The following is a 17,127-nucleotide window of genomic DNA, read 5'->3' as shown; positions in this document are numbered from 1 at the left end:
GACAGATACATGCTGTCGCAGCTCATGGTCCTGTTCGGGTTTTTCTCGCTGGTGCTGGTGATGGTTTACTGGGTGAACCGCGCGGTGAACCTGTTCGGCGACCTGATCGCCGATGGCCATTCCGGCGGCATTTTCATCGAATTCACCCTGCTCAGCCTGCCGGCGGTGATCGCCATCGTGCTGCCCATCGCGGCCTTTGCCGCCTCGGTCTACGTGATCAACCGCTCGAGCAACGATTCGGAGCTGACCGTGGTGCAGGCCACCGGCTACTCGCCCTGGCGGCTGGCGCGGCCGGTGCTGGTCTTCGGGCTTATCATCGGCGCAATGATGGCGGTGCTGGCGCATGTTCTGGTGCCCCTTTCTTACGGCCAGCTGCGCGAGCGCGAGGCGGAAATCTCGGGCTCGGTCTCGGCCCGGCTGCTGCACGAGGGCACCTTCCTGCACCCGGCCAAGGGCGTGACCTTCTACATCCGCGAGATCTCGCCCGAAGGCGAGCTGCGCGACGTCTTCCTGTCGGACCGCCGTCTGAAGGACCGCGAGGTGATCTACACCGCCCGCACCGCCTATATCGTGCGCAGCGAGTCCGACACCACGATGCTGACCATGGTCGAGGGCACCGCCCAGACCCTGCGCCGCTCGGACAAGGCGCTGTCGACCACGACCTTCGAGGATCTGACCTACGACATCTCCAGCCTGATCACCCCCGACCGCCGCCCCGGCCGCCGCGCCCGGCAGATCGGCACGCTCGAGCTGCTGACCGATACCGAGGCCGTGGCCATCGAGGTCAACGACTCGGTCGGCGAAGTGCTCGAGGAGGCGCACATGCGCTTCGAGCAGCCGCTGCTCTGCGTCGTGGCCGCGCTGATCGGCTACGCCGCGCTGATGACCGGCAGCTTCTCGCGCTTCGGGGTCACCCGGCAGATCATCGGGGCCATCTTCCTGCTGGTGCTGATCAAGATCATCGAAAGCTCGGTCTCGACCCCCGTGCGGGCCAATGGCGCGCTCTGGCCGCTGATCTACCTGCCCAGCCTCACCGGCTTCGCGATCACCGGCGCCATGCTCTGGCAGGCCTCGCGCATGCGCCGCCCGGGCCGGACCGCGCGCAAATCCCCCGCTCCCGGAGCCGCGGCATGATCCTGCATTTCTACTTCGCCCGGCGTTTCCTGCGGTTCTTCCTCGCCATCGCGCTGATCTTCGCGCTGTTCTTCTTCCTCGTCGATCTGGTCGAGCAGCTGCGCAAGTTCGGCGATGAGGTGAGCTTCGGGCAGGTCGTTCACATGACCCTTCTGAACCTGCCCGGCGGCACCTATTCGATCCTGCCGCTGGTGACGATCCTTGCCGCCATCTCCATGTGCATCTCGCTGGCGCGCAGCTCCGAACTGGTGGTCAGCCGCGCCGCCGGGCGCTCGGGACTCGCCGCGCTGATGGGGCCGGTGGGCGTGGCGCTGGTGATCGCCGGGCTCGCGGTGGGCATGCTCAACCCGATCGTGGCCGCCACCTCGAAGCGCGCGGCCGATCTCGAACAGGAATGGGACAGCGACGGCGGCTCGGTGCTGTCGATCGGCGCCGAGGGGCTCTGGCTGCGGCAGGGCGCCGACGGCGCGCAGACCGTCATCCGTGCCAGCCGCACCAACCCCGATGCCACGGTGCTCTTCGACGTGAGCTTCGTCAGCTACGCCCCCGGAGGCGGCCCCGAGCAGCGGATCATCGCCGAGCGCGCCGAGCTCGAGGCCGGAGACTGGGTGCTGACAAAGGCCAAGGTCTGGCCGCTGGGCGATGTCGGCAACCCCGAGCAATCCGCCCAGACCTTCGACGAGATGCGCCTGCCCTCGAACCTGACGCAGGACGGGATCCGCGACCGTTTCGGCCAGCCCTCGGCGATCCCCATCTGGGAGCTGCCAGCCTTCATCCGCGGGCTGGAAGAGGCCGGCTTCTCGGCCCGCCGCCACATCGTCTGGCTACAGTCCGAGCTGGCCCAGCCGATCTTCCTCGTGGCGATGGTGCTCGTCGCCGCGGGCTTCACCATGCGCCCGGCGCGGCTGGCCAACACCGGCCTGTCGGTGCTTGCTGCGGTGATGCTCGGCTTCGGGCTTTACTACGTGCGGAACTTCGCGCAGATCCTCGGCGAGAATGGCCAGCTCAACCCGATGCTGGCCGCGTGGGTGCCGCCCGTCGCCGCGCTTCTGTTGGCCCTCGGGCTGGTGCTCCAGATGGAGGAAGGATGACCCCCCAGACCCGACTGCTCGCGGCGGCCTTGGCCCTGAGCCTGCCACTCAGCGCCGCGCTGCCCCTGCCGCTGCGCGCCCAGACCAGCACCACGACCGCCCCCGCTGAGGGCCAGGGCCCGGCGATCCTCGTCGCCGACGAGGTCTTTGTCGAGAATGGCAACCGGCTGATCGCGCAGGGCAATGTCGAGGCGCTGCAGGATGGCACGCGGCTGGCGGCAAGCCGGATCGTCTACGACCAGAAAGCCGGAACCCTGCATATCGAGGGGCCCGTGCGGATCACCGACGCCTCGGGCAACCTGTTGCTGGCCGAAAGCGCAGAGCTGGAAGAGGGCCTGCGCGACGGCATCCTCACCGGCGCGCGCATGGTCATGGAAGAGCAGCTCCAGCTCGCCGCCGTCGAGGCGCGCCGGGCCGAGGGGCGCTTCACCCAGCTCAGCCGCGTCGCGGTCAGCTCCTGCCAGGTTTGCGGCGCCGACGAGGTCCCGCTGTGGTCGATCCGCGCCGACCGGGTGGTGCATGATCAGGAGGCGCAGCAGATCTACTTCGAGGGCGCGCAGCTGCGGGTGCTCGACGTGCCGATCCTCTGGGTCCCGAGCCTGCGCCTGCCCGACCCCACGCTCGAACGGACCCGCGGCTTCCTGGTTCCTTCGTACCGCACGACCACCCTACTCGGCTTCGGCGTGAAGGTCCCCTATTTCATCCCGATCGGCGATCATCAGGACGTCACGCTCACCCCCTATATCTCACCGGTCACAAAGACGCTCGAGACGCGCTACCGCCGCGCCTTCGCCAACGGCGATATCGAGCTCAACGGCGCGCTGACCCGCGACACGCTGACCACCGACGAGACCCGCGGCTACCTCTTCGCCGAGGGCAATTTCGGCCTGCGCAACGAGTTCCAGCTCGACTTCGACCTCAAGATGGTCAGCGACGAGGCCTATCTCAACGATTACGACTACGACGACCTCGACCGTCTCGACAGCACGATCGAGATTTCGCGGGCGCGCTCGGATGACCTGCTGCGGCTCGGGCTGTCGCACTACCAGTCGCTGCGCGCCTCGGAAAAGGATGCGCTGCTGCCGTCGTGGATCTTTGACAGCACCTACGAGAAGCGCTTCTTCCCCGGCGGACGGCTCGGCGGCGAGCTGCGGCTCGGCACCGAGGTGCACGGGCACTACCGCACCTCTTCCAGGGACATCGACGGGCGCGACGTGGCCCGGCTCACCGCCGAGGCGAGCTGGCGCCGGCGCTGGACGCTCGACGGCGGGCTGCGCTTCGGGCTGACCACCGAGCTGTGGTTCGACCGTTACGCCTACCGGCAGGACAGCAGCTCGGACAGCGATGTGTCGCGCGCTATGGGCGGCACCGCGCTCGAGCTGCGCTGGCCGCTGGTCCGCCACGACGCGGGTGGCGGCCACACGCTGCTCGAGCCGGTGATGCAATACGGGCTGGTGGGCGGCACGCGAGTCAACATCGTCGCCGACGAGAGCACCCGCGTCGAATTCGACGAGGCCAATCTTTTGGCGCTTTCGCGCTTTCCCGCCGCCGACCGGCGCGAGCACGGCCAGACCCTTGCCACCGGCCTGCGCTGGCTGCACGAGGCGCCCGAGGGCTGGCGCGCCGGGATGACCCTGGGCCGCGTCTGGCAGGACGAGGCAGACCCGGACTTCAGCCAGTCCTCCGGTCTCGACAGCCAGCTGTCGGACTGGCTCGTCGCCGCCGGCTTCAGCAATGACACCGGGCTGACCATCTCGGCGCGCGGACTGCTCGCCGGGATCAGCGATCTCACCAAGGCAGAAGCGCGGGTCGACTGGTCCAACGACTGGATCGATCTCGGCGCCTCCTACCTCTTCCTGGTGCAGGACGCCGCCGAGGAACGCGACGAGACCCAGTCGGAATGGTCGCTCGAAGGCAGCTACCGTTTCGCCACCAATTGGACCGGCTCGGCGGAATGGCGCTACGACCTTGCCGATCAACGGCTTGACCGCGCGGGCATGGGCCTGCAATACCGCAATGAATGCGTCCAGGTCGACTTCTCGGTGACGCGCAAGTACGCGTCCTCGACCAACCTGGAACCGTCCACCGATTACGGCCTCTCCGTGGCGCTGACTGGCTTCGGCACCTCGGAAAGCGCCAAGGAGTATCGACGCACATGCAAGTGATCCCCTCCCGTTTCCTCCGCGCCGTCGTCTGTGCCGCAGGCCTAGCGCTCGCCCCGGCAGCCCTGCTTGCGCAGGGGCTCTTCTCGCCTGCGATCCTTGTCGACGAGATGGTGATCACCAACTACGAGATCCAGCAGCGCGCGCGGATGATCGAAGTGCTGAATTCCGGCTCTGATCCGATGAAGCTCGCCCGTGAGCAGCTGGTGGACGACCGCCTGCGCCTGCAGGCCGCAAAGGATGCGGGCATCGATCCGTCGGCAGAGGAAGTCACCGACGGCATGGCGGAATTCGCGCAGCGCGGCAATCTCAGCCTCGAGCAGTTCGTCGGCGTGCTCGGCCAGAATGGCGTCGACGAGCAGACCTTCCGCGACTTCGTGACGGCCGGCCTCTCCTGGCGCCAGCTTGTCCAGGTCCGCTTCCAGTCCCGCGCCACCGTCAGCGACGAGGAGGTCGACCGAGCCCTCTCCGGCAGCGGCACCGGTTCCAACGTGCGCGTGCTGCTTTCCGAGATCATCATCCCGATCCGTCCGGGTACCGAAGCGCAGGTGCAGAGCCTCGCCGAGCGCATCTCGCGCTACCGCTCCACCGCCGAGTTCTCCGCCGCGGCGCGCGAGTATTCCGCCACCGCCACCCGCGGCGAGGGTGGCCGCCTGCCCTGGCAGGATCTCTCGGCGCTGCCGCCGGTGCTGCGGCCGCTGGTGATCGGTCTCTCGCCGGGCGAGGTCACCGCGCCGATCCCGATCCAGGGTGCCGTGGCGCTCTTCCAGATGCGCCAGCTCGAAGAGTCGGGCTACGCTGCACCCGAGATCGCCTCGGTCGATTATGCCACCTACTACATGGCCGGCGGCCGCACTCCCGAGACGCTGGCCAAGGCCCGCGTGCTGGCCAGCAAGGTCGACCGCTGCGACGATCTCTACGCCTTTGCCAAGGGCCAGCCCGCCGAGGTGCTGCAGCGCCAGTCGCTCCCCCCGTCCGAGCTGCCGACCGACGTCGCCTATGAGCTCTCGAAGCTCGACCCGGGCGAGATCTCGACCGCGCTCACCCGCTCGAACGGCCAGACGCTGATGGTGCTCATGCTGTGCAACCGCACCCCGACGGTCACCGCCGATGCCGATCGCCAGCAGGTGACCATCGGGCTGCGCAACCAGCGCCTCAACCAGATGTCCGAGGCCTACCTGTCGCAGCTGCGCGCCAACGCCCATATCGTGGAGAAATGAGCGCGGCCCGGGCCCTGCCGATCGCGCTCTCCTGCGGCGAGCCCGCGGGCATTGGCCCTGAACTGGCCGAGGCCTGCTGGGCCGAGCTTGGCGCTTCGCTGCCCTTCTTCTGGATCGGCGAGCCGCGTCACCTGCCCGGCACCGTCCCGCACGTGCGGATCGAGCATCCCTCCGAGGCCGCCGACGTCGCGGCCCGCGGCCTGCCGGTTCTGACGCAGGAGTTCCCCGGCCCCCGCGTGCCGGGCGTGCCGCAACCGGCGCAGGCGGCGAGCGTGGTGGCCTCGATCGAGCGAGGCGTGCAGCTCTGCCAGTCCGGAGAGGCTGCGGCGCTCTGCACCCTGCCGATCTCGAAGCAGGCGCTGGCCGAGGGCTGCGGCTTCGCCTTCCCCGGTCACACCGAGTTCCTCGCCCATCTCGGGAACGTGCCCGAGGTCGTGATGATGCTCGCCTGCCCCCAGCTGAAGGTTGTGCCCGCCACCATCCACATTGCCCTCGAGGACGTGCCGCAGGCGCTCGACGCGGCGCTGCTCGAGGCGCGACTGAGGATCACCCATGATGCCATGGCGGGCTTTGGCATCGCCCACCCGCGCATCGCGGTCGCCGGTCTCAACCCGCACGCCGGCGAAGGCGGGCGCATGGGACGGCAGGAAATCGAGATGATCGCGCCGCTTCTCGAACGGCTGCGCACCGAAGGCATGGAGCTTCTCGGCCCTCTGCCCGCCGACACGATGTTTCACGCCGCGGCCCGCGCCCGCTACGACGTGGCGGTCTGCATGTACCACGACCAGGCGCTGATCCCGGTCAAGACGCTGGGCTTCGACGAGGGGGTCAACGTCACCCTCGGTCTGCCCTTCGTGCGCACCTCACCCGACCATGGCACCGCCTTCGACATCGCGGGCAAAGGGCTCGCCAATCCCTCCTCGACGCTGGCGGCGCTGCGCATGGCCGCCGAGCTTTCGGCTGGCGTGGCACGGGGGTAAGGGTATAGAGGGGCTCTGCCCCTCGCTCTGGGGCCCACCCCGAAGTATTCAAGGAAAGATGACAGCATGAGCGGGATCGACGGCCTTCCTCCGCTGCGCGAGGTGATCGCGACGCATCAGCTCAGCGCCAAGAAGTCGCTGGGCCAGAACTTCCTGCTCGACCTCAACCTGACTGCCAAGATTGCACGGGCGGCGGGGGATCTGTCGGGCATGGACGTGCTGGAGGTTGGCCCCGGCCCGGGCGGTCTTACGCGCGGGCTGCTTGCCGAGGGCGCGCGCCGGGTGCTCGCGGTCGAGAAGGACGCGCGCTGTCTGCCGGCGCTCGACGAAATCGCGCGGCACTACGAGGGCCGGCTCGAGGTGATCAACGGCGATGCGCTGCAGGTCGACCCGCTCGAGAAGCTGACCCCGCCGATCGCGATCTGCGCCAACCTGCCCTACAACGTTGGCACCGAGCTTCTGGTGCGCTGGCTGACCCCGACCGACTGGCCGCCCTTCTGGTCGACGCTGACGCTGATGTTCCAGCGCGAGGTCGCCGAGCGCATCGTGGCGCAGCCCGGCTCCAAGGCCTATGGTCGTCTGGCGCTGCTGGCGCAATGGCGCTGCGAGGCCCGCATCGTGATCAGCTTGCCGCCCTCGGCCTTCACCCCGCCGCCCAAGGTCTCTTCGGCCGTGGTGCATCTCAAGGCCCTGCCCGAGCCGCGCTACCCCGCCGACGCCAAGACGCTGGAGCGGGTCGTCGCCATGGCCTTCAACCAGCGCCGCAAGATGCTGCGCGCCGCGCTCAAGGGGCTGGCACCGGACATCGAGGAGAAACTGCTGGCGGCGGGCATCGAGCCCACCGAGCGCGCCGAGCAGGTCTCGCTCGAGCAATTCTGCGCACTGGCACGCGTGCTGAAGGGCTGAGGCTTCGAGCCGCACGGCTCAGCACAGCGCGATGCCAGAACGAAAAAGGCCGGGCAATGCGCCCGGCCTTTTCTGTTTCCGCCGATCAGCCCTCAGTTGCCCTCGGCCTTCTCCGCCTCGATCTTGCGCCAGTTGGCGACGTTGCGGTTGTGCTCATCCAGCGTCGTCGCGAAGGCATGGCCGCCCGATCCGTCCGCCACGAAGTAGAGATACTCCGACTGCGCCGGGTTCAGCGCCGCCTCGATGCTGGCGCGGCCCGGGTTGGCGATCGGGGTCGGCGGCAGCCCGTCGATGACGTAGGTGTTGTAGGGCGTCTGCTTGCGGAGCTCGGACTGCCGCAGCCCACGGCCCAGCACACCCTCGCCATTGGTCAGCCCGTAGATCACCGTCGGGTCCGTCTGCAGGCGCATGCCGCGCTCGATCCGGTTGACGAAGACCGAGGCCACCATCGGACGCTCGTCGGCGACGCCGGTTTCCTTCTCGACGATGGAGGCCATGACCAGCGCCTCTTCGGGGCTGGCATAGGGCACGCCCTCGGCACGGTTGGCCCAGGCTTGCGCGAGGATCGCCTCCTGCGCCTGGGTCATCCGGGCAATCAGGTCGGCGCGCGTGTCACCGGGGCTGATCTCGTAGCTGTCGGGCGCCAGCGAGCCCTCGGCGGGCCGGTCGCCGGCCTCGCCCTCGAGGATGTCAATCAAGCCCAGCTCCTCGACCACCTTCCAGCTCGTCACCCCCTCGGCCAGCGCCACGCGGAAGCGCGTCCCGACCTCGGATTTGACCTCATCGTAGCCCTCGGGACGCGGCTCCTCGCTGGCCGGATCGAACTCGATCCGCTCGACGTAGCGCCCGGTCTCGGGGTCAAGCTCGCGCACCTGCACCTCGGCGCTGTTCACGCCGATGCGGTAGACCACTTCGGTGCCACAGGTCGAAGCGCCGCCCTTGGTGACGATCTCGGTGATCTCGGACATCGAGGCGCGCTCGGGCACCAGATAGGAGCCCGCCTTCAGCGCACCGGTCTTGTCGGTGTAATCCGCGCCGAGCCGGAACAGCATGTCCGAACTGACTGCCCCCTGCTCTGCGAGATCACGCGAGACGCGGCCAAAGTTAGAGCCGCGCTGCACCTGCAGGCAGATGGGCTGCGCCAGCGGCCCTTCCGCGCTGTACTCGTTCTGCGCCCAGAGCAGAAAACCCCCGGCGAGGAAGACGAGCACGACCAGGAAGGTCATCGCGTTGGAGGCGATGTTGCGCCACATCTCAGCTGACCTTCCCGAAGATCACGCTCGCATTGGTCCCGCCAAAACCGAAGCTGTTGGACAGCGCATATTCAATCTTGCGCGCGCGCTTGGCATTGGGCGCGAGGTCGATCGGCGTCTCGACCGCCGGGTTGTCGAGGTTGATGGTCGGCGGCGCGACCTGGTCGCGGATCGCGAGGATCGAGAAGATCGCCTCGATGGCGCCGGCGGCGCCGAGCAGGTGGCCGGTGGCCGACTTGGTCGACGACATGGTGACGTTGCCGGCGTGATCGCCGAGCAGCTTTTCGACCGCGCCGAGTTCGATGGTGTCGGCCATGGTCGAGGTGCCATGGGCGTTGATGTAGTCGATCTGGCCCGGCTCGAGGCCCGCCGACTTCAGCGCTGCGCCCATCGAGCGCAGGGCGCCGTCGCCATCCTCGGACGGGGCGGTGATATGGTAGGCGTCGCCCGAAAGGCCGTAGCCGATCACCTCGGCGTAGATCTTCGCGCCGCGTGCCTTGGCGTGCTCGTATTCTTCCAGAACCACGATGCCCGCGCCCTCACCCATGACAAAGCCGTCACGGTCGGCGTCATAGGGGCGGCTGGCCTTGGTCGGATCGTCGGCACGCTTGGTCGACAGCGCCTTGCAGGCGTTGAAGCCGGCGATCCCGATCCTGCAGATCGCCGCCTCGGCGCCGCCCGCGACCATCACGTCGGCATCGCCGTACTTGATGAGGCGCATCGCGTCGCCGATGGCATGTGCGCCGGTCGAGCAGGCGGTGACCACCGAGTGGTTCGGTCCCTTGAAGCCGTATTTGATCGAGACCTGACCCGAGATCAGGTTGATCAGCGCGCCCGGCACAAAGAAGGGCGACACGCGGCGCGGGCCCTTTTCCTGCATCATGACGGCGGTGTTGGCGATCGAGTTGAGCCCGCCGATGCCCGAGCCGATCAGAACGCCGGTGCGCTCCTGATCTTCCTTTTCGGTCGGCAGCCAGCCGGAATCCTCGACGGCCTGCTGCGCGGCGGCCATGCCGAAGAGGATGAAGGTGTCGACCTTGCGCTGTTCCTTCGGCTCCATGTATGTGTCGGCATTGAAGGTGCCGTCAGAGCCGTCGCCCAGCGGCACTTCGCAGGCGTAGGTGGTGGTCAGTCCCTCGGTGTCGAAGCCCTTGATCGGCCCGGCGCCCGACTGCCCGTCCAGAATACGTTCCCAGCTTTTCTCGACCCCATCCGCCAGCGGCGTAACAAGCCCCAGCCCGGTAACCACAACGCGACGCATTGCTCTGCCTCTCTATCAAGTTCCCAATGTTGACGCCGCTCATACCGCGCGGGCGGCTTGCTCGGCAAGCATAACGGTTAATTTCGGTCTGGGTTTAGACCCGGAATGCCCTCAGGCCCAGTCTGCGCCGAGATCCGCCTGCGCCCGGTCGATCCAATGCTCGCGCAGCCAGTCGCAGGGTTTGGAATGACGGATGAAGCTTCCGTTATAGCCCTCGAGCGCCTCGGACATCTTGGGATGGCCGTGGAAACAGACCACGCGGGCATCCTCGGGGAGGCGCGGTGCATGCAGCCAATTTCCCGGGAACGGGTTGCAGTCATACTTGAACGAAACGACCCAAGGGTCCGGAATATATGTGAAAACTTCGCAATCCATCGCCTTGTGCGAGGTGTAGCGCTGTTCCGATCCGCGGGCTTTCTCGACCTCGGCATAGGCGTTCGCCGCCAGGTCCTCGTAAAGGAACCCGTGCTGCGCCGGATCGAAGCGGAACACCGAGCCGTGGCCGGTGGGCCGTCCCTTGCGCTTTTCGGTCCAGTCGTGGCGCATGGCGACGGTGCCCGGCGCAAGATCGTGGAGCTCGCCCAGCGGCCCTGTGATCACGACATCGAGATCGAAGCCCAGCACCGGCCCGTCGAGGTCGGGCACGAGCCCGGGGCGGAACAGCGAGACCTTGCGCATCGCGCCCTGTCGGTTGGCCACGGCAAGCGCTGCGGCCATGGGCTCGGCGAAAGGTTCCACCGGCAGGTCGATGATTTCGATATCCGGGTGCAGCCCCTCGGCGTGCTCGGTCATGCAGAAGAAACGCACCGGGCGGTCGATGTGGCGGCGCACGCCGGAATACAGCCGGTTGACGTATTCCGGGCCAAAGGCGGTGCCCCATTTGATGCAGAAGATATTGGCGCGCATGATGCTCTCCGGGTCGGTCTTGCCTGCGCTTTAGACCAAAGCGCGGGCAAGTGCCAACCTCTCGCGGGAAAAGTCGCTTTCGCCGCTATTGCACCGAATGGCGGATTCGCCGGACGCCCGCCCAGACCAGCAGCGCCACGGGCACCACGGCCAGAGCCGTGAGCGTGCCTTTCGAGACCCCCACCGCCTCGGAAACCGGGTAGAGCAGATACCCCACCAGAGAGACGGCATAATAGGAGATCGCCACCACCGAGAGCCCTTCGACCGTGGTCTGCAATTGCAGCTGCTGGTCGGCGCGGCGGTCGAGGCTGGCGAGGATTTCCTGGTTCTGCGCCGAGCGCTTGACCTCGACGCTGGTGCGCAGAAGCTCGCCCGCCCGCATCGCCCGCGCCGACATCTCTGCCAGCCGCTTCTCGCTGCTCTTGACGGTCCGCATGGCCGGATCAAAGCGCCGCGACATGAACTCTCGGAAGGTCTGCCGCCCTTCGAAGCGCTCTTCCCGAAGCACCGAGATACGCTGGTTGACCAGCGCTTCGTAGGCGGCCGTGGCGGAAAGACGGAAGGCACTTTGCGCCTGTACCGTCTCGAGTTCTGCCGAGACCCCGAGCAAGGCCCTCAGCACCTCTTCCTCGGGGGTGGCGCCGCTGGTCATCTCGGTGGATAGCCGGGTGAGATTTTCGTCGATCCGCGTCAGATCGGCGCGGATCGCGCTGACCCGGGTAAAGCCGAGCATGGCCATGGTCTTGTAGACCTCGATCTCGCAGATCCGCTGCACGACGCGCCCCACCCGCTGCGCGCCGGTGCCCTCGCTGGAGAAGACGGCGAAGCGCTGGTGTCCCGCCGGGTCGATATGGAAATCCCCCGCCGCCACCAGCGCACCGTCGAGCATGGAACTCACCGCGACGCTGTCGGTGACGAACCAGTCGGCGAGGTCGGACTTGATCCGCGCGGGATCGGCCGGACGCTCGACGATGCGGATCATCGCCGAGGTCATCCGAACGCCGGGCATCGCCGCGAGCCAGTCCTTGGGAAAGACGCCGAAGTCGCGCGGATCGAAGGGCACATCGCCGAGTCCCGGCAGGAAGGCGGTGTAGGTGACGAACTCGGTGTGCAGCTCCCACTTGATCTCGGCCTTGCCGATCCGCCCGGCGTAGTGCCGCGCATCGGGCTTCGGATGCTGCGCGCCGTGGCGGTCGAGCAGCTCGATCAGATGCGCGATATCCTCGTCGCGATCGCGCGAGGCGGCATCATGCGGGCGTTTGACTGCAAGATAGACCGCCCGGCAGGGCACGTCGAGCGAGGGGAAAGGACGGGCATGAAGCTCGTTGGCAAGCTCGTAGCGCAGCGGGTGGTCTTTGATCGGCGGCATTGCGGTGGCTCCGGGATGGTGCGGCGACACTATCGCGCTCCAAGGTAATGTAAAGGAATTAATCCTGCTATATCAGGCAATTAAATGAATACATTCGTATACAACCTGAAGTCCCGCGGCGGCTCAGCCCCACCCACGCCGGGCCCGCAGCGCCTCGGGGACCGAGATCAGCAGGAGCACCGCGGCACAGATGGCGAAGAGCCAAGCCCCGACGCTGCCGAAGAGCACGGCGCCCAGCACGCCGCCCCCCGCGAAGCAGGCCAGCGTCAGGCTGTGCAGCCGCAGCTTCGCCAGCGTGTCACGACGCGCGCCGATATTGGTGAAGAGCACCGCCAGCCCGATGCCGATGTCGGTCGCCATCCCCGAGACATGCGTCGTGCGCACCCGTGACCGCGAGATCATCGTCGTCACCGCGTTCTGCAGCCCCATCACGAAGCTCAGCACGATGACCAGCAGCGCCTGCGGCGCGGCGGGCCAGATCAGGAGCAACGCTCCAAGGGCGAGGACCAGCATGCCCTCGACCGCGATGGCCTGCGCATAGATCCCCCGCCGCCCCCGCGCCTCGCCGGTCTGGATCGCCAGCGCCGCCAGGCCCGCGCCGAAGATGAAGGCCGCCACCAGCCCCAGGAAGGACAGCGCCAGCAGGACCGCGCCGCTTGCGAGGTGATCGGCGAAGGCCGAGATATTGCCCGTCATATTTGCGGTGAACGACCCCGCGATAAGAAAGCCGACCGCATTCAGTGCGCCCGAGACGGACGACAGAAGACCGGCTAGAAAAAGATCGATGACCCCGCTGCGATCATCCCCGACCCGGATCAGCATGTCTCACCCATTCCCCTCGTGACCTCGGGATCCTAGGACGCGCGGTGGCGGAGCGCAAAGACCTTGCGGCGGGTCAGCCTGACCGAAGATCCTGCGCGACGTGACCCGTGCCGCTGTTTCCCGGCATTTCCCGGTTCTGCAATGGTGTGGAATCTATCGGAATTACGGAGGAGTTACGGATACTTACACCCAGGAAGCTTTCCAGCTGCCTTCGCCCGCCCGAACCGCCCCTCGCGAGACCGACTCCGAGGCAGCTCCAATTCCGCCCTGCGACAAAAAGTTGCAACCTGAATACCAAGAACGGCGTCGCAAAATTACGCCACTCCATATATCAATTCACATTCTTCCAAATTAATATGGACAGCCCCGCGGTCAGGCCCAATTCTAATATGGTAAGCTAGTTTGTGTTTTCTGTGCCTCGGGTTTTGTTGCATGGCCATATTAAAGATTTTGCCGCTCCTGTTCATGTTTGCGGCCTCCTTCGTCGAAGCGAAAGACATCGACCTCCTGCTCTTTGACGCGGACACGCAGAGCAGATTTGCTGGCTGCCTGACGTGCGCCCCGCAGGAACCGGACTCCATCTGCAACGAGACGGGCAGCTATGGCTCGCGCCACCTGTCGAAAAGCCTCTGGAACATCCATGGCCCCTTCGGCTCGAAATACAGCCCGGACAGCCCCTGGAACGCGAAAGGCGCCGGGCTTGTCGTGGTCGACGCCACCGGGACAGTATTTGGCGCTTTCTCGCGCAATCCGCTGTCGCATGGCGACCAGAAGGCAATGTCCAGCGTCCGCTATATGATCACGCTTTACGACAGATATACCGACCTATCCATCGTGAGAGATCTCGTCTGCGAAAGATAATAGTCGCGCCCCTGCCAATTAACCGTCTGTGAAGTTCGCGGGTCTATTGGCCCCGCAGCGAATTGCAGGGGATATCGGGTGCTTTCCTGTGGCTGGCAGGCCAAAGGAGCAGGCAAAAGGAAAAGGGGCGCGGCCTTTCGGCCCCGCCCCTCCCTGTCTTTCGAAATCGCTGCCCGGCGCTTCAGCCGTTGGCGAGTTTCGCCTCGCGGGCGGCGCGCAGGCGGGCGAAGTCGTCGCCGGCGTGGTAGCTCGAGCGGGTCAGCGGCGTCGCCGAGACCATCAGGAACCCCTTGCCGAAGGCCGCCTTCTCGTAGGAAGCAAATTCGTCCGGGGTGACGAAGCGGTCCACCCGGTGGTGCTTCGGCGTCGGCTGCAGGTATTGGCCGATGGTCAGGAAGTCGATGTCGGCGGCGCGCATGTCGTCCATCACCTGCACGACCTGCTGACGCTCCTCGCCGAGGCCGACCATGATGCCGGACTTGGTGAAGATATGCGGGTCCATCTCCTTGACCCGCTGCAGCAGGCGCAGCGAGTGGAAGTAACGCGCGCCGGGGCGCACGGTAGGATAGAGGCCGGGCACGGTCTCGAGGTTGTGGTTGAACACGTCGGGGCGGGCAGCGACCACGATCTCCAGCGCGCCGGGCTTGGACTTGAGGAAGTCGGGCGTCAGGATTTCGATGGTGGTCTCGGGCGAGCGGTGCCGGATCGCGCGGATGGTCTGGGCAAAATGCTCGGCCCCGCCGTCGTCGAGATCGTCGCGGTCCACCGAGGTGATCACCACGTGGTTCAGGCCCAGCTTGGCAACCGAGTCGGCAACCCGGCCGGGCTCGAAGACGTCGAGCGTCTCGGGACGGCCGGTCGCGATGTTGCAGAAGGTGCAGCCACGGGTGCAGATATCGCCCATGATCATCATGGTCGCGTGGCCCTGGCTCCAGCATTCGCCCACGTTGGGGCAGCCGGCCTCTTCGCAGACGGTGACGAGCTTGTTCTCGCGCATGATGCGGCGGGTTTCGTTGTAGCCCGCGCCGCCGGGCGCCTTCACGCGAATCCAGTCCGGTTTCTTGGGCTGGGCATTGTCGGGACGATGCGCCTTCTCCGGATGGCGCTGCGCCGGGATCTTCAGGTCTCGCAAAGCGTTTCCCCCGCGATGTGGGTCAGGTTGCCCCGGAGGATAGACCTCTTCCGCGAGAGGTTCCAGCCCCGCCCCCGGTTCGGTCCCGCCGCCGGGACTGCACGTATCGCCGCCTCCCCTACGCCGATCCTGCGCAAAGCGCAATCGGCGGGCAGGCCGCGGCCATTCCGGGCCCGCCGGCGCCGCAACCCCAGGCTTCTGCTTGCGCCCGCCGCTCGGCCCTCCTATCCCCACCTCAAGGGAAGAGACCCGACTTTGATTGTTTCTGAAAGGACACCAGAATGAGAACCGGCGTTGCGCTGCCCAATGTCACCTTCCGTACCCGCGTCCGCGACGAGTCCCTCGAAGGCCCGAACCCCTTCCGCTGGCAGGACATGACCACGGCGGATTACTTCAAGGGCAAGCGGGTGATCCTCTTCTCGCTGCCGGGCGCCTTCACCCCGACCTGCTCGACCTACCAGCTGCCCGGCTTCGAGAAGAACGCCGAGACCTTCCGCGCGCAGGGCATCGACGAGATCTACTGCATGTCGGTCAACGACAGCTTCGTGATGAACCAATGGGCGAAATCGCAGAACCTTGATGCGGTCAAGGTGATCCCCGACGGCTCGGGCGAGTTCACCCGCCGCATCGGCATGCTGGTGAACAAGGACAACCTGGGCTTCGGTATGCGCTCCTGGCGCTATGCGGCGATCATCGACGACGGCGTGGTCGAGGCATGGTTCGAGGAGCCGGGCCTGTGCGACAACCACGGCGAGGATCCCTACGGCGTGTCGAGCCCGGAAAACCTGCTGGAGTACCTGGCGAACGCAAAGAGCGAAGCGGCGGCGTAAGCCCTTCGCCGAAGCGATGCGGAAAGCGGGCCATTGCGGCCCGCTTTTTCATTTTGGGCTGCACCCGCCCGGGCCAGCCCAGCCCCAGCCGACCCCAGGTCAAAGCCATCGGGCGCACGGGTTCACCCTGAGATACGGACCAGGTGATTGTCCCAAGCCACCTCCGCCCGGCGCAGCGGCTTCGGCGTCTCGCCCTGCACCAGCATCAGCCCGCCGAGCCCGTCGCTGGCCATGTACCCGCCGTCGTGGGTTGCCAGCCCGCAAACATCCGTGCGCGACACCGCCCCGAGAAAATCGCCCGTCTCCGAAAAGCGGTGCATCCGGCCGCCGCGCGGCGAGGTGATGGCGATCTCGCGCCCTTCGCCGGCGAAGGCGACGCTGCCCGCGTAGCCCTTCATCACCAGCTCATCCTCGAGCGGCGCGTCGCAGAGCACCGGCGCCTCGCCCCGGCGGTGCAGCCCCAGAAGCGGCGTCGCCGCCCCCGCCTCGCCCTGCCACTGCATGCAGAAGCCCACCAGCCCGTCGGGCCGCAGCGCGAGGTGCCGGATCGAGTTCTGCTGCAGCTCGGGCGCGAGTTCGACCATCTCCAAGAGCGCGCCGTCAAGGCCCACGTAGGCGAGGTTCGGCTGCATCGTGTCGATGTTGAGCTGATTGCGGTCGAAGGCATCGGTCTGGATGCCGCCATTGGCGATGACGAGGCTCTGCCCGTCCGGCATCAGCCGCAGCTCATGCGGGCCAAGGCCATGGGTCGGGAAATCCGAGACCCGCCGGTAGCCCGCCTCCACGTCCCAGATGCCGACGCGCCCGGCGCTGCCCTCGGCCACCTGCTCGGAGGTGAAGAGCACCGTGCCGTCGGCCGAGAATGCCCCGTGGCCGTTGAAGCTGTGGCCGTCGGGGGCACTCAGCTCGTGCAGCACTTCGCCCGACGTGCAGTCAATGACCAGCGCGTAGGTGCCCGGGCGGCGGGCAAAGCCCACGGCCTCGGCGCGGGTGGGATGGGCGCAGGCGGCATGGCCGCGCGCGGGCAGCGGCACGCGGAAGGCCTCCTCGCCGCCCTCGCGCAGGCCGACGAGAACGAAACTGCCGTCGGCCTGCCTTGCCGCCGCCAGATAGCTGGGATCGCCCACCGCCGCCCAGCCGGTCGCGGGGGTGGCAGAGACGGCCAGAAGGCTGGCGATGAAAGAGCGCCGTGTTGTCATG

General features: G+C 67.0%; 15 protein-coding genes. 8 read left to right on the top strand and 7 right to left on the bottom strand.

The features are described from left to right. Positions 1–9: 9 nt before the first annotated feature. The 6 genes from lptF to rsmA all read left to right on the top strand — a co-directional run bounded on the left by lptF (position 10) and on the right by rsmA (position 7,493). Positions 10–1,134: an LPS export ABC transporter permease LptF gene (gene lptF, locus CEW88_RS06345; RefSeq protein ID WP_108965203.1), complete on the top strand. Its 1,125-nt coding sequence runs from the start codon at positions 10–12 to the stop codon at positions 1,132–1,134. Then, the gene (gene lptG / locus CEW88_RS06340; protein WP_108965202.1) at positions 1,131–2,225 is read left to right on the top strand and encodes an LPS export ABC transporter permease LptG; all 1,095 of its coding nucleotides are present in this window, start codon (positions 1,131–1,133) and stop codon (positions 2,223–2,225) included. Before lptF ends, lptG begins: the two co-directional genes overlap by 4 nt. Then, a complete protein-coding gene (locus tag CEW88_RS06335) occupies positions 2,222–4,390 on the top strand; it encodes an LPS-assembly protein LptD (RefSeq protein WP_108965201.1) in 2,169 nt (722 codons plus the stop codon). The genes lptG and CEW88_RS06335 overlap by 4 nt, the downstream gene beginning before the upstream one ends. Further along, a complete protein-coding gene (locus CEW88_RS06330) occupies positions 4,381–5,607 on the top strand; it encodes a peptidylprolyl isomerase (RefSeq protein ID WP_108965200.1) in 1,227 nt (408 codons plus the stop codon). Before CEW88_RS06335 ends, CEW88_RS06330 begins: the two co-directional genes overlap by 10 nt. Beyond that, the gene (gene pdxA, locus CEW88_RS06325; RefSeq protein ID WP_108965199.1) at positions 5,604–6,587 is read left to right on the top strand and encodes a 4-hydroxythreonine-4-phosphate dehydrogenase PdxA; all 984 of its coding nucleotides are present in this window, start codon (positions 5,604–5,606) and stop codon (positions 6,585–6,587) included. The genes CEW88_RS06330 and pdxA overlap by 4 nt, the downstream gene beginning before the upstream one ends. 66 nt (positions 6,588–6,653) lie before the next feature. Next, the gene (rsmA, locus tag CEW88_RS06320; RefSeq protein WP_108965198.1) at positions 6,654–7,493 is read left to right on the top strand and encodes a 16S rRNA (adenine(1518)-N(6)/adenine(1519)-N(6))-dimethyltransferase RsmA; all 840 of its coding nucleotides are present in this window, start codon (positions 6,654–6,656) and stop codon (positions 7,491–7,493) included. A gap of 92 nt (positions 7,494–7,585) precedes the next feature. On the opposite strand, the gene mltG is transcribed toward rsmA, so the two are convergent. The 5 genes from mltG to CEW88_RS06295 form a co-directional block, all read right to left on the bottom strand. Beyond that, on the bottom strand, positions 7,586–8,746 hold the full coding sequence (gene mltG / locus CEW88_RS06315) for an endolytic transglycosylase MltG (protein ID WP_108965197.1): 1,161 nt from the start codon (positions 8,744–8,746) through the stop codon (positions 7,586–7,588). Between the two features lies 1 nt (position 8,747). Next, positions 8,748–10,007: a beta-ketoacyl-ACP synthase II gene (gene fabF, locus CEW88_RS06310; protein ID WP_108965196.1), complete on the bottom strand. Its 1,260-nt coding sequence runs from the start codon at positions 10,005–10,007 to the stop codon at positions 8,748–8,750. Positions 10,008–10,118: 111 nt separating this feature from the next. Further along, complete coding sequence (locus CEW88_RS06305; protein WP_108965195.1) at positions 10,119–10,913, bottom strand: glycosyl transferase; 795 nt, start codon at positions 10,911–10,913, stop codon at positions 10,119–10,121. A gap of 85 nt (positions 10,914–10,998) precedes the next feature. After that, a complete protein-coding gene (locus tag CEW88_RS06300) occupies positions 10,999–12,282 on the bottom strand; it encodes a DUF3422 family protein (protein WP_108965194.1) in 1,284 nt (427 codons plus the stop codon). Positions 12,283–12,405: 123 nt separating this feature from the next. Then, a complete protein-coding gene (locus CEW88_RS06295; RefSeq protein WP_108965193.1) occupies positions 12,406–13,104 on the bottom strand; it encodes a YoaK family protein in 699 nt (232 codons plus the stop codon). Positions 13,105–13,536: 432 nt separating this feature from the next. Between CEW88_RS06295 and CEW88_RS06290 the strand changes: the two genes are divergently transcribed. Then, on the top strand, positions 13,537–13,965 hold the full coding sequence (locus CEW88_RS06290; protein ID WP_159099566.1) for a hypothetical protein: 429 nt from the start codon (positions 13,537–13,539) through the stop codon (positions 13,963–13,965). A 181-nt stretch (positions 13,966–14,146) separates the two neighbouring features. Here CEW88_RS06290 and lipA read toward each other — a convergent pair whose 3' ends face one another. Continuing rightward, positions 14,147–15,097, bottom strand: a complete 951-nt coding sequence (gene lipA, locus CEW88_RS06285; RefSeq protein WP_108965191.1) for a lipoyl synthase — start codon at positions 15,095–15,097, stop codon at positions 14,147–14,149. 281 nt (positions 15,098–15,378) lie between these two features. Between lipA and CEW88_RS06280 the strand changes: the two genes are divergently transcribed. Then, a complete protein-coding gene (locus CEW88_RS06280) occupies positions 15,379–15,927 on the top strand; it encodes a peroxiredoxin (protein ID WP_108965190.1) in 549 nt (182 codons plus the stop codon). Positions 15,928–16,049: 122 nt separating this feature from the next. Here the strand turns inward: CEW88_RS06280 and CEW88_RS06275 are convergent, their stop codons facing one another. Further along, positions 16,050–17,126, bottom strand: coding sequence for a DUF1513 domain-containing protein (locus CEW88_RS06275; protein ID WP_108965189.1), 1,077 nt, complete (start codon positions 17,124–17,126; stop codon positions 16,050–16,052). Between the last annotated feature and the right edge of the window lies 1 nt (position 17,127).

It is taken from the genome of Alloyangia pacifica (assembly GCF_003111685.1).
GTDB classification, from domain to species: domain Bacteria; phylum Pseudomonadota; class Alphaproteobacteria; order Rhodobacterales; family Rhodobacteraceae; genus Salipiger; species Salipiger pacificus_A.
The sequence above is the reverse complement of the archived record's forward strand: the minus strand, read 5'-3'. Positions and strand labels throughout refer to the sequence as shown.

Bases quoted from the DNA above. Each gene is read 5' to 3' on its own strand.
- lptF (WP_108965203.1), top strand. From the start codon at position 10: ATGCTGTCGCAGCTCATGGTCCTGTTCGGGTTTTTCTCGCTGGTGCTG.
- lptG (WP_108965202.1), top strand. From the start codon at position 1,131: ATGATCCTGCATTTCTACTTCGCCCGGCGTTTCCTGCGGTTCTTCCTC.
- CEW88_RS06335 (WP_108965201.1), top strand. From the start codon at position 2,222: ATGACCCCCCAGACCCGACTGCTCGCGGCGGCCTTGGCCCTGAGCCTG.
- CEW88_RS06330 (WP_108965200.1), top strand. From the start codon at position 4,381: ATGCAAGTGATCCCCTCCCGTTTCCTCCGCGCCGTCGTCTGTGCCGCA.
- pdxA (WP_108965199.1), top strand. From the start codon at position 5,604: ATGAGCGCGGCCCGGGCCCTGCCGATCGCGCTCTCCTGCGGCGAGCCC.
- rsmA (WP_108965198.1), top strand. From the start codon at position 6,654: ATGAGCGGGATCGACGGCCTTCCTCCGCTGCGCGAGGTGATCGCGACG.
- mltG (WP_108965197.1), bottom strand. From the start codon at position 8,746: ATGTGGCGCAACATCGCCTCCAACGCGATGACCTTCCTGGTCGTGCTC.
- fabF (WP_108965196.1), bottom strand. From the start codon at position 10,007: ATGCGTCGCGTTGTGGTTACCGGGCTGGGGCTTGTTACGCCGCTGGCG.
- CEW88_RS06305 (WP_108965195.1), bottom strand. From the start codon at position 10,913: ATGCGCGCCAATATCTTCTGCATCAAATGGGGCACCGCCTTTGGCCCG.
- CEW88_RS06300 (WP_108965194.1), bottom strand. From the start codon at position 12,282: ATGCCGCCGATCAAAGACCACCCGCTGCGCTACGAGCTTGCCAACGAG.
- CEW88_RS06295 (WP_108965193.1), bottom strand. From the start codon at position 13,104: ATGCTGATCCGGGTCGGGGATGATCGCAGCGGGGTCATCGATCTTTTT.
- CEW88_RS06290 (WP_159099566.1), top strand. From the start codon at position 13,537: ATGGCCATATTAAAGATTTTGCCGCTCCTGTTCATGTTTGCGGCCTCC.
- CEW88_RS06280 (WP_108965190.1), top strand. From the start codon at position 15,379: ATGAGAACCGGCGTTGCGCTGCCCAATGTCACCTTCCGTACCCGCGTC.
- CEW88_RS06275 (WP_108965189.1), bottom strand. From the start codon at position 17,126: ATGACAACACGGCGCTCTTTCATCGCCAGCCTTCTGGCCGTCTCTGCC.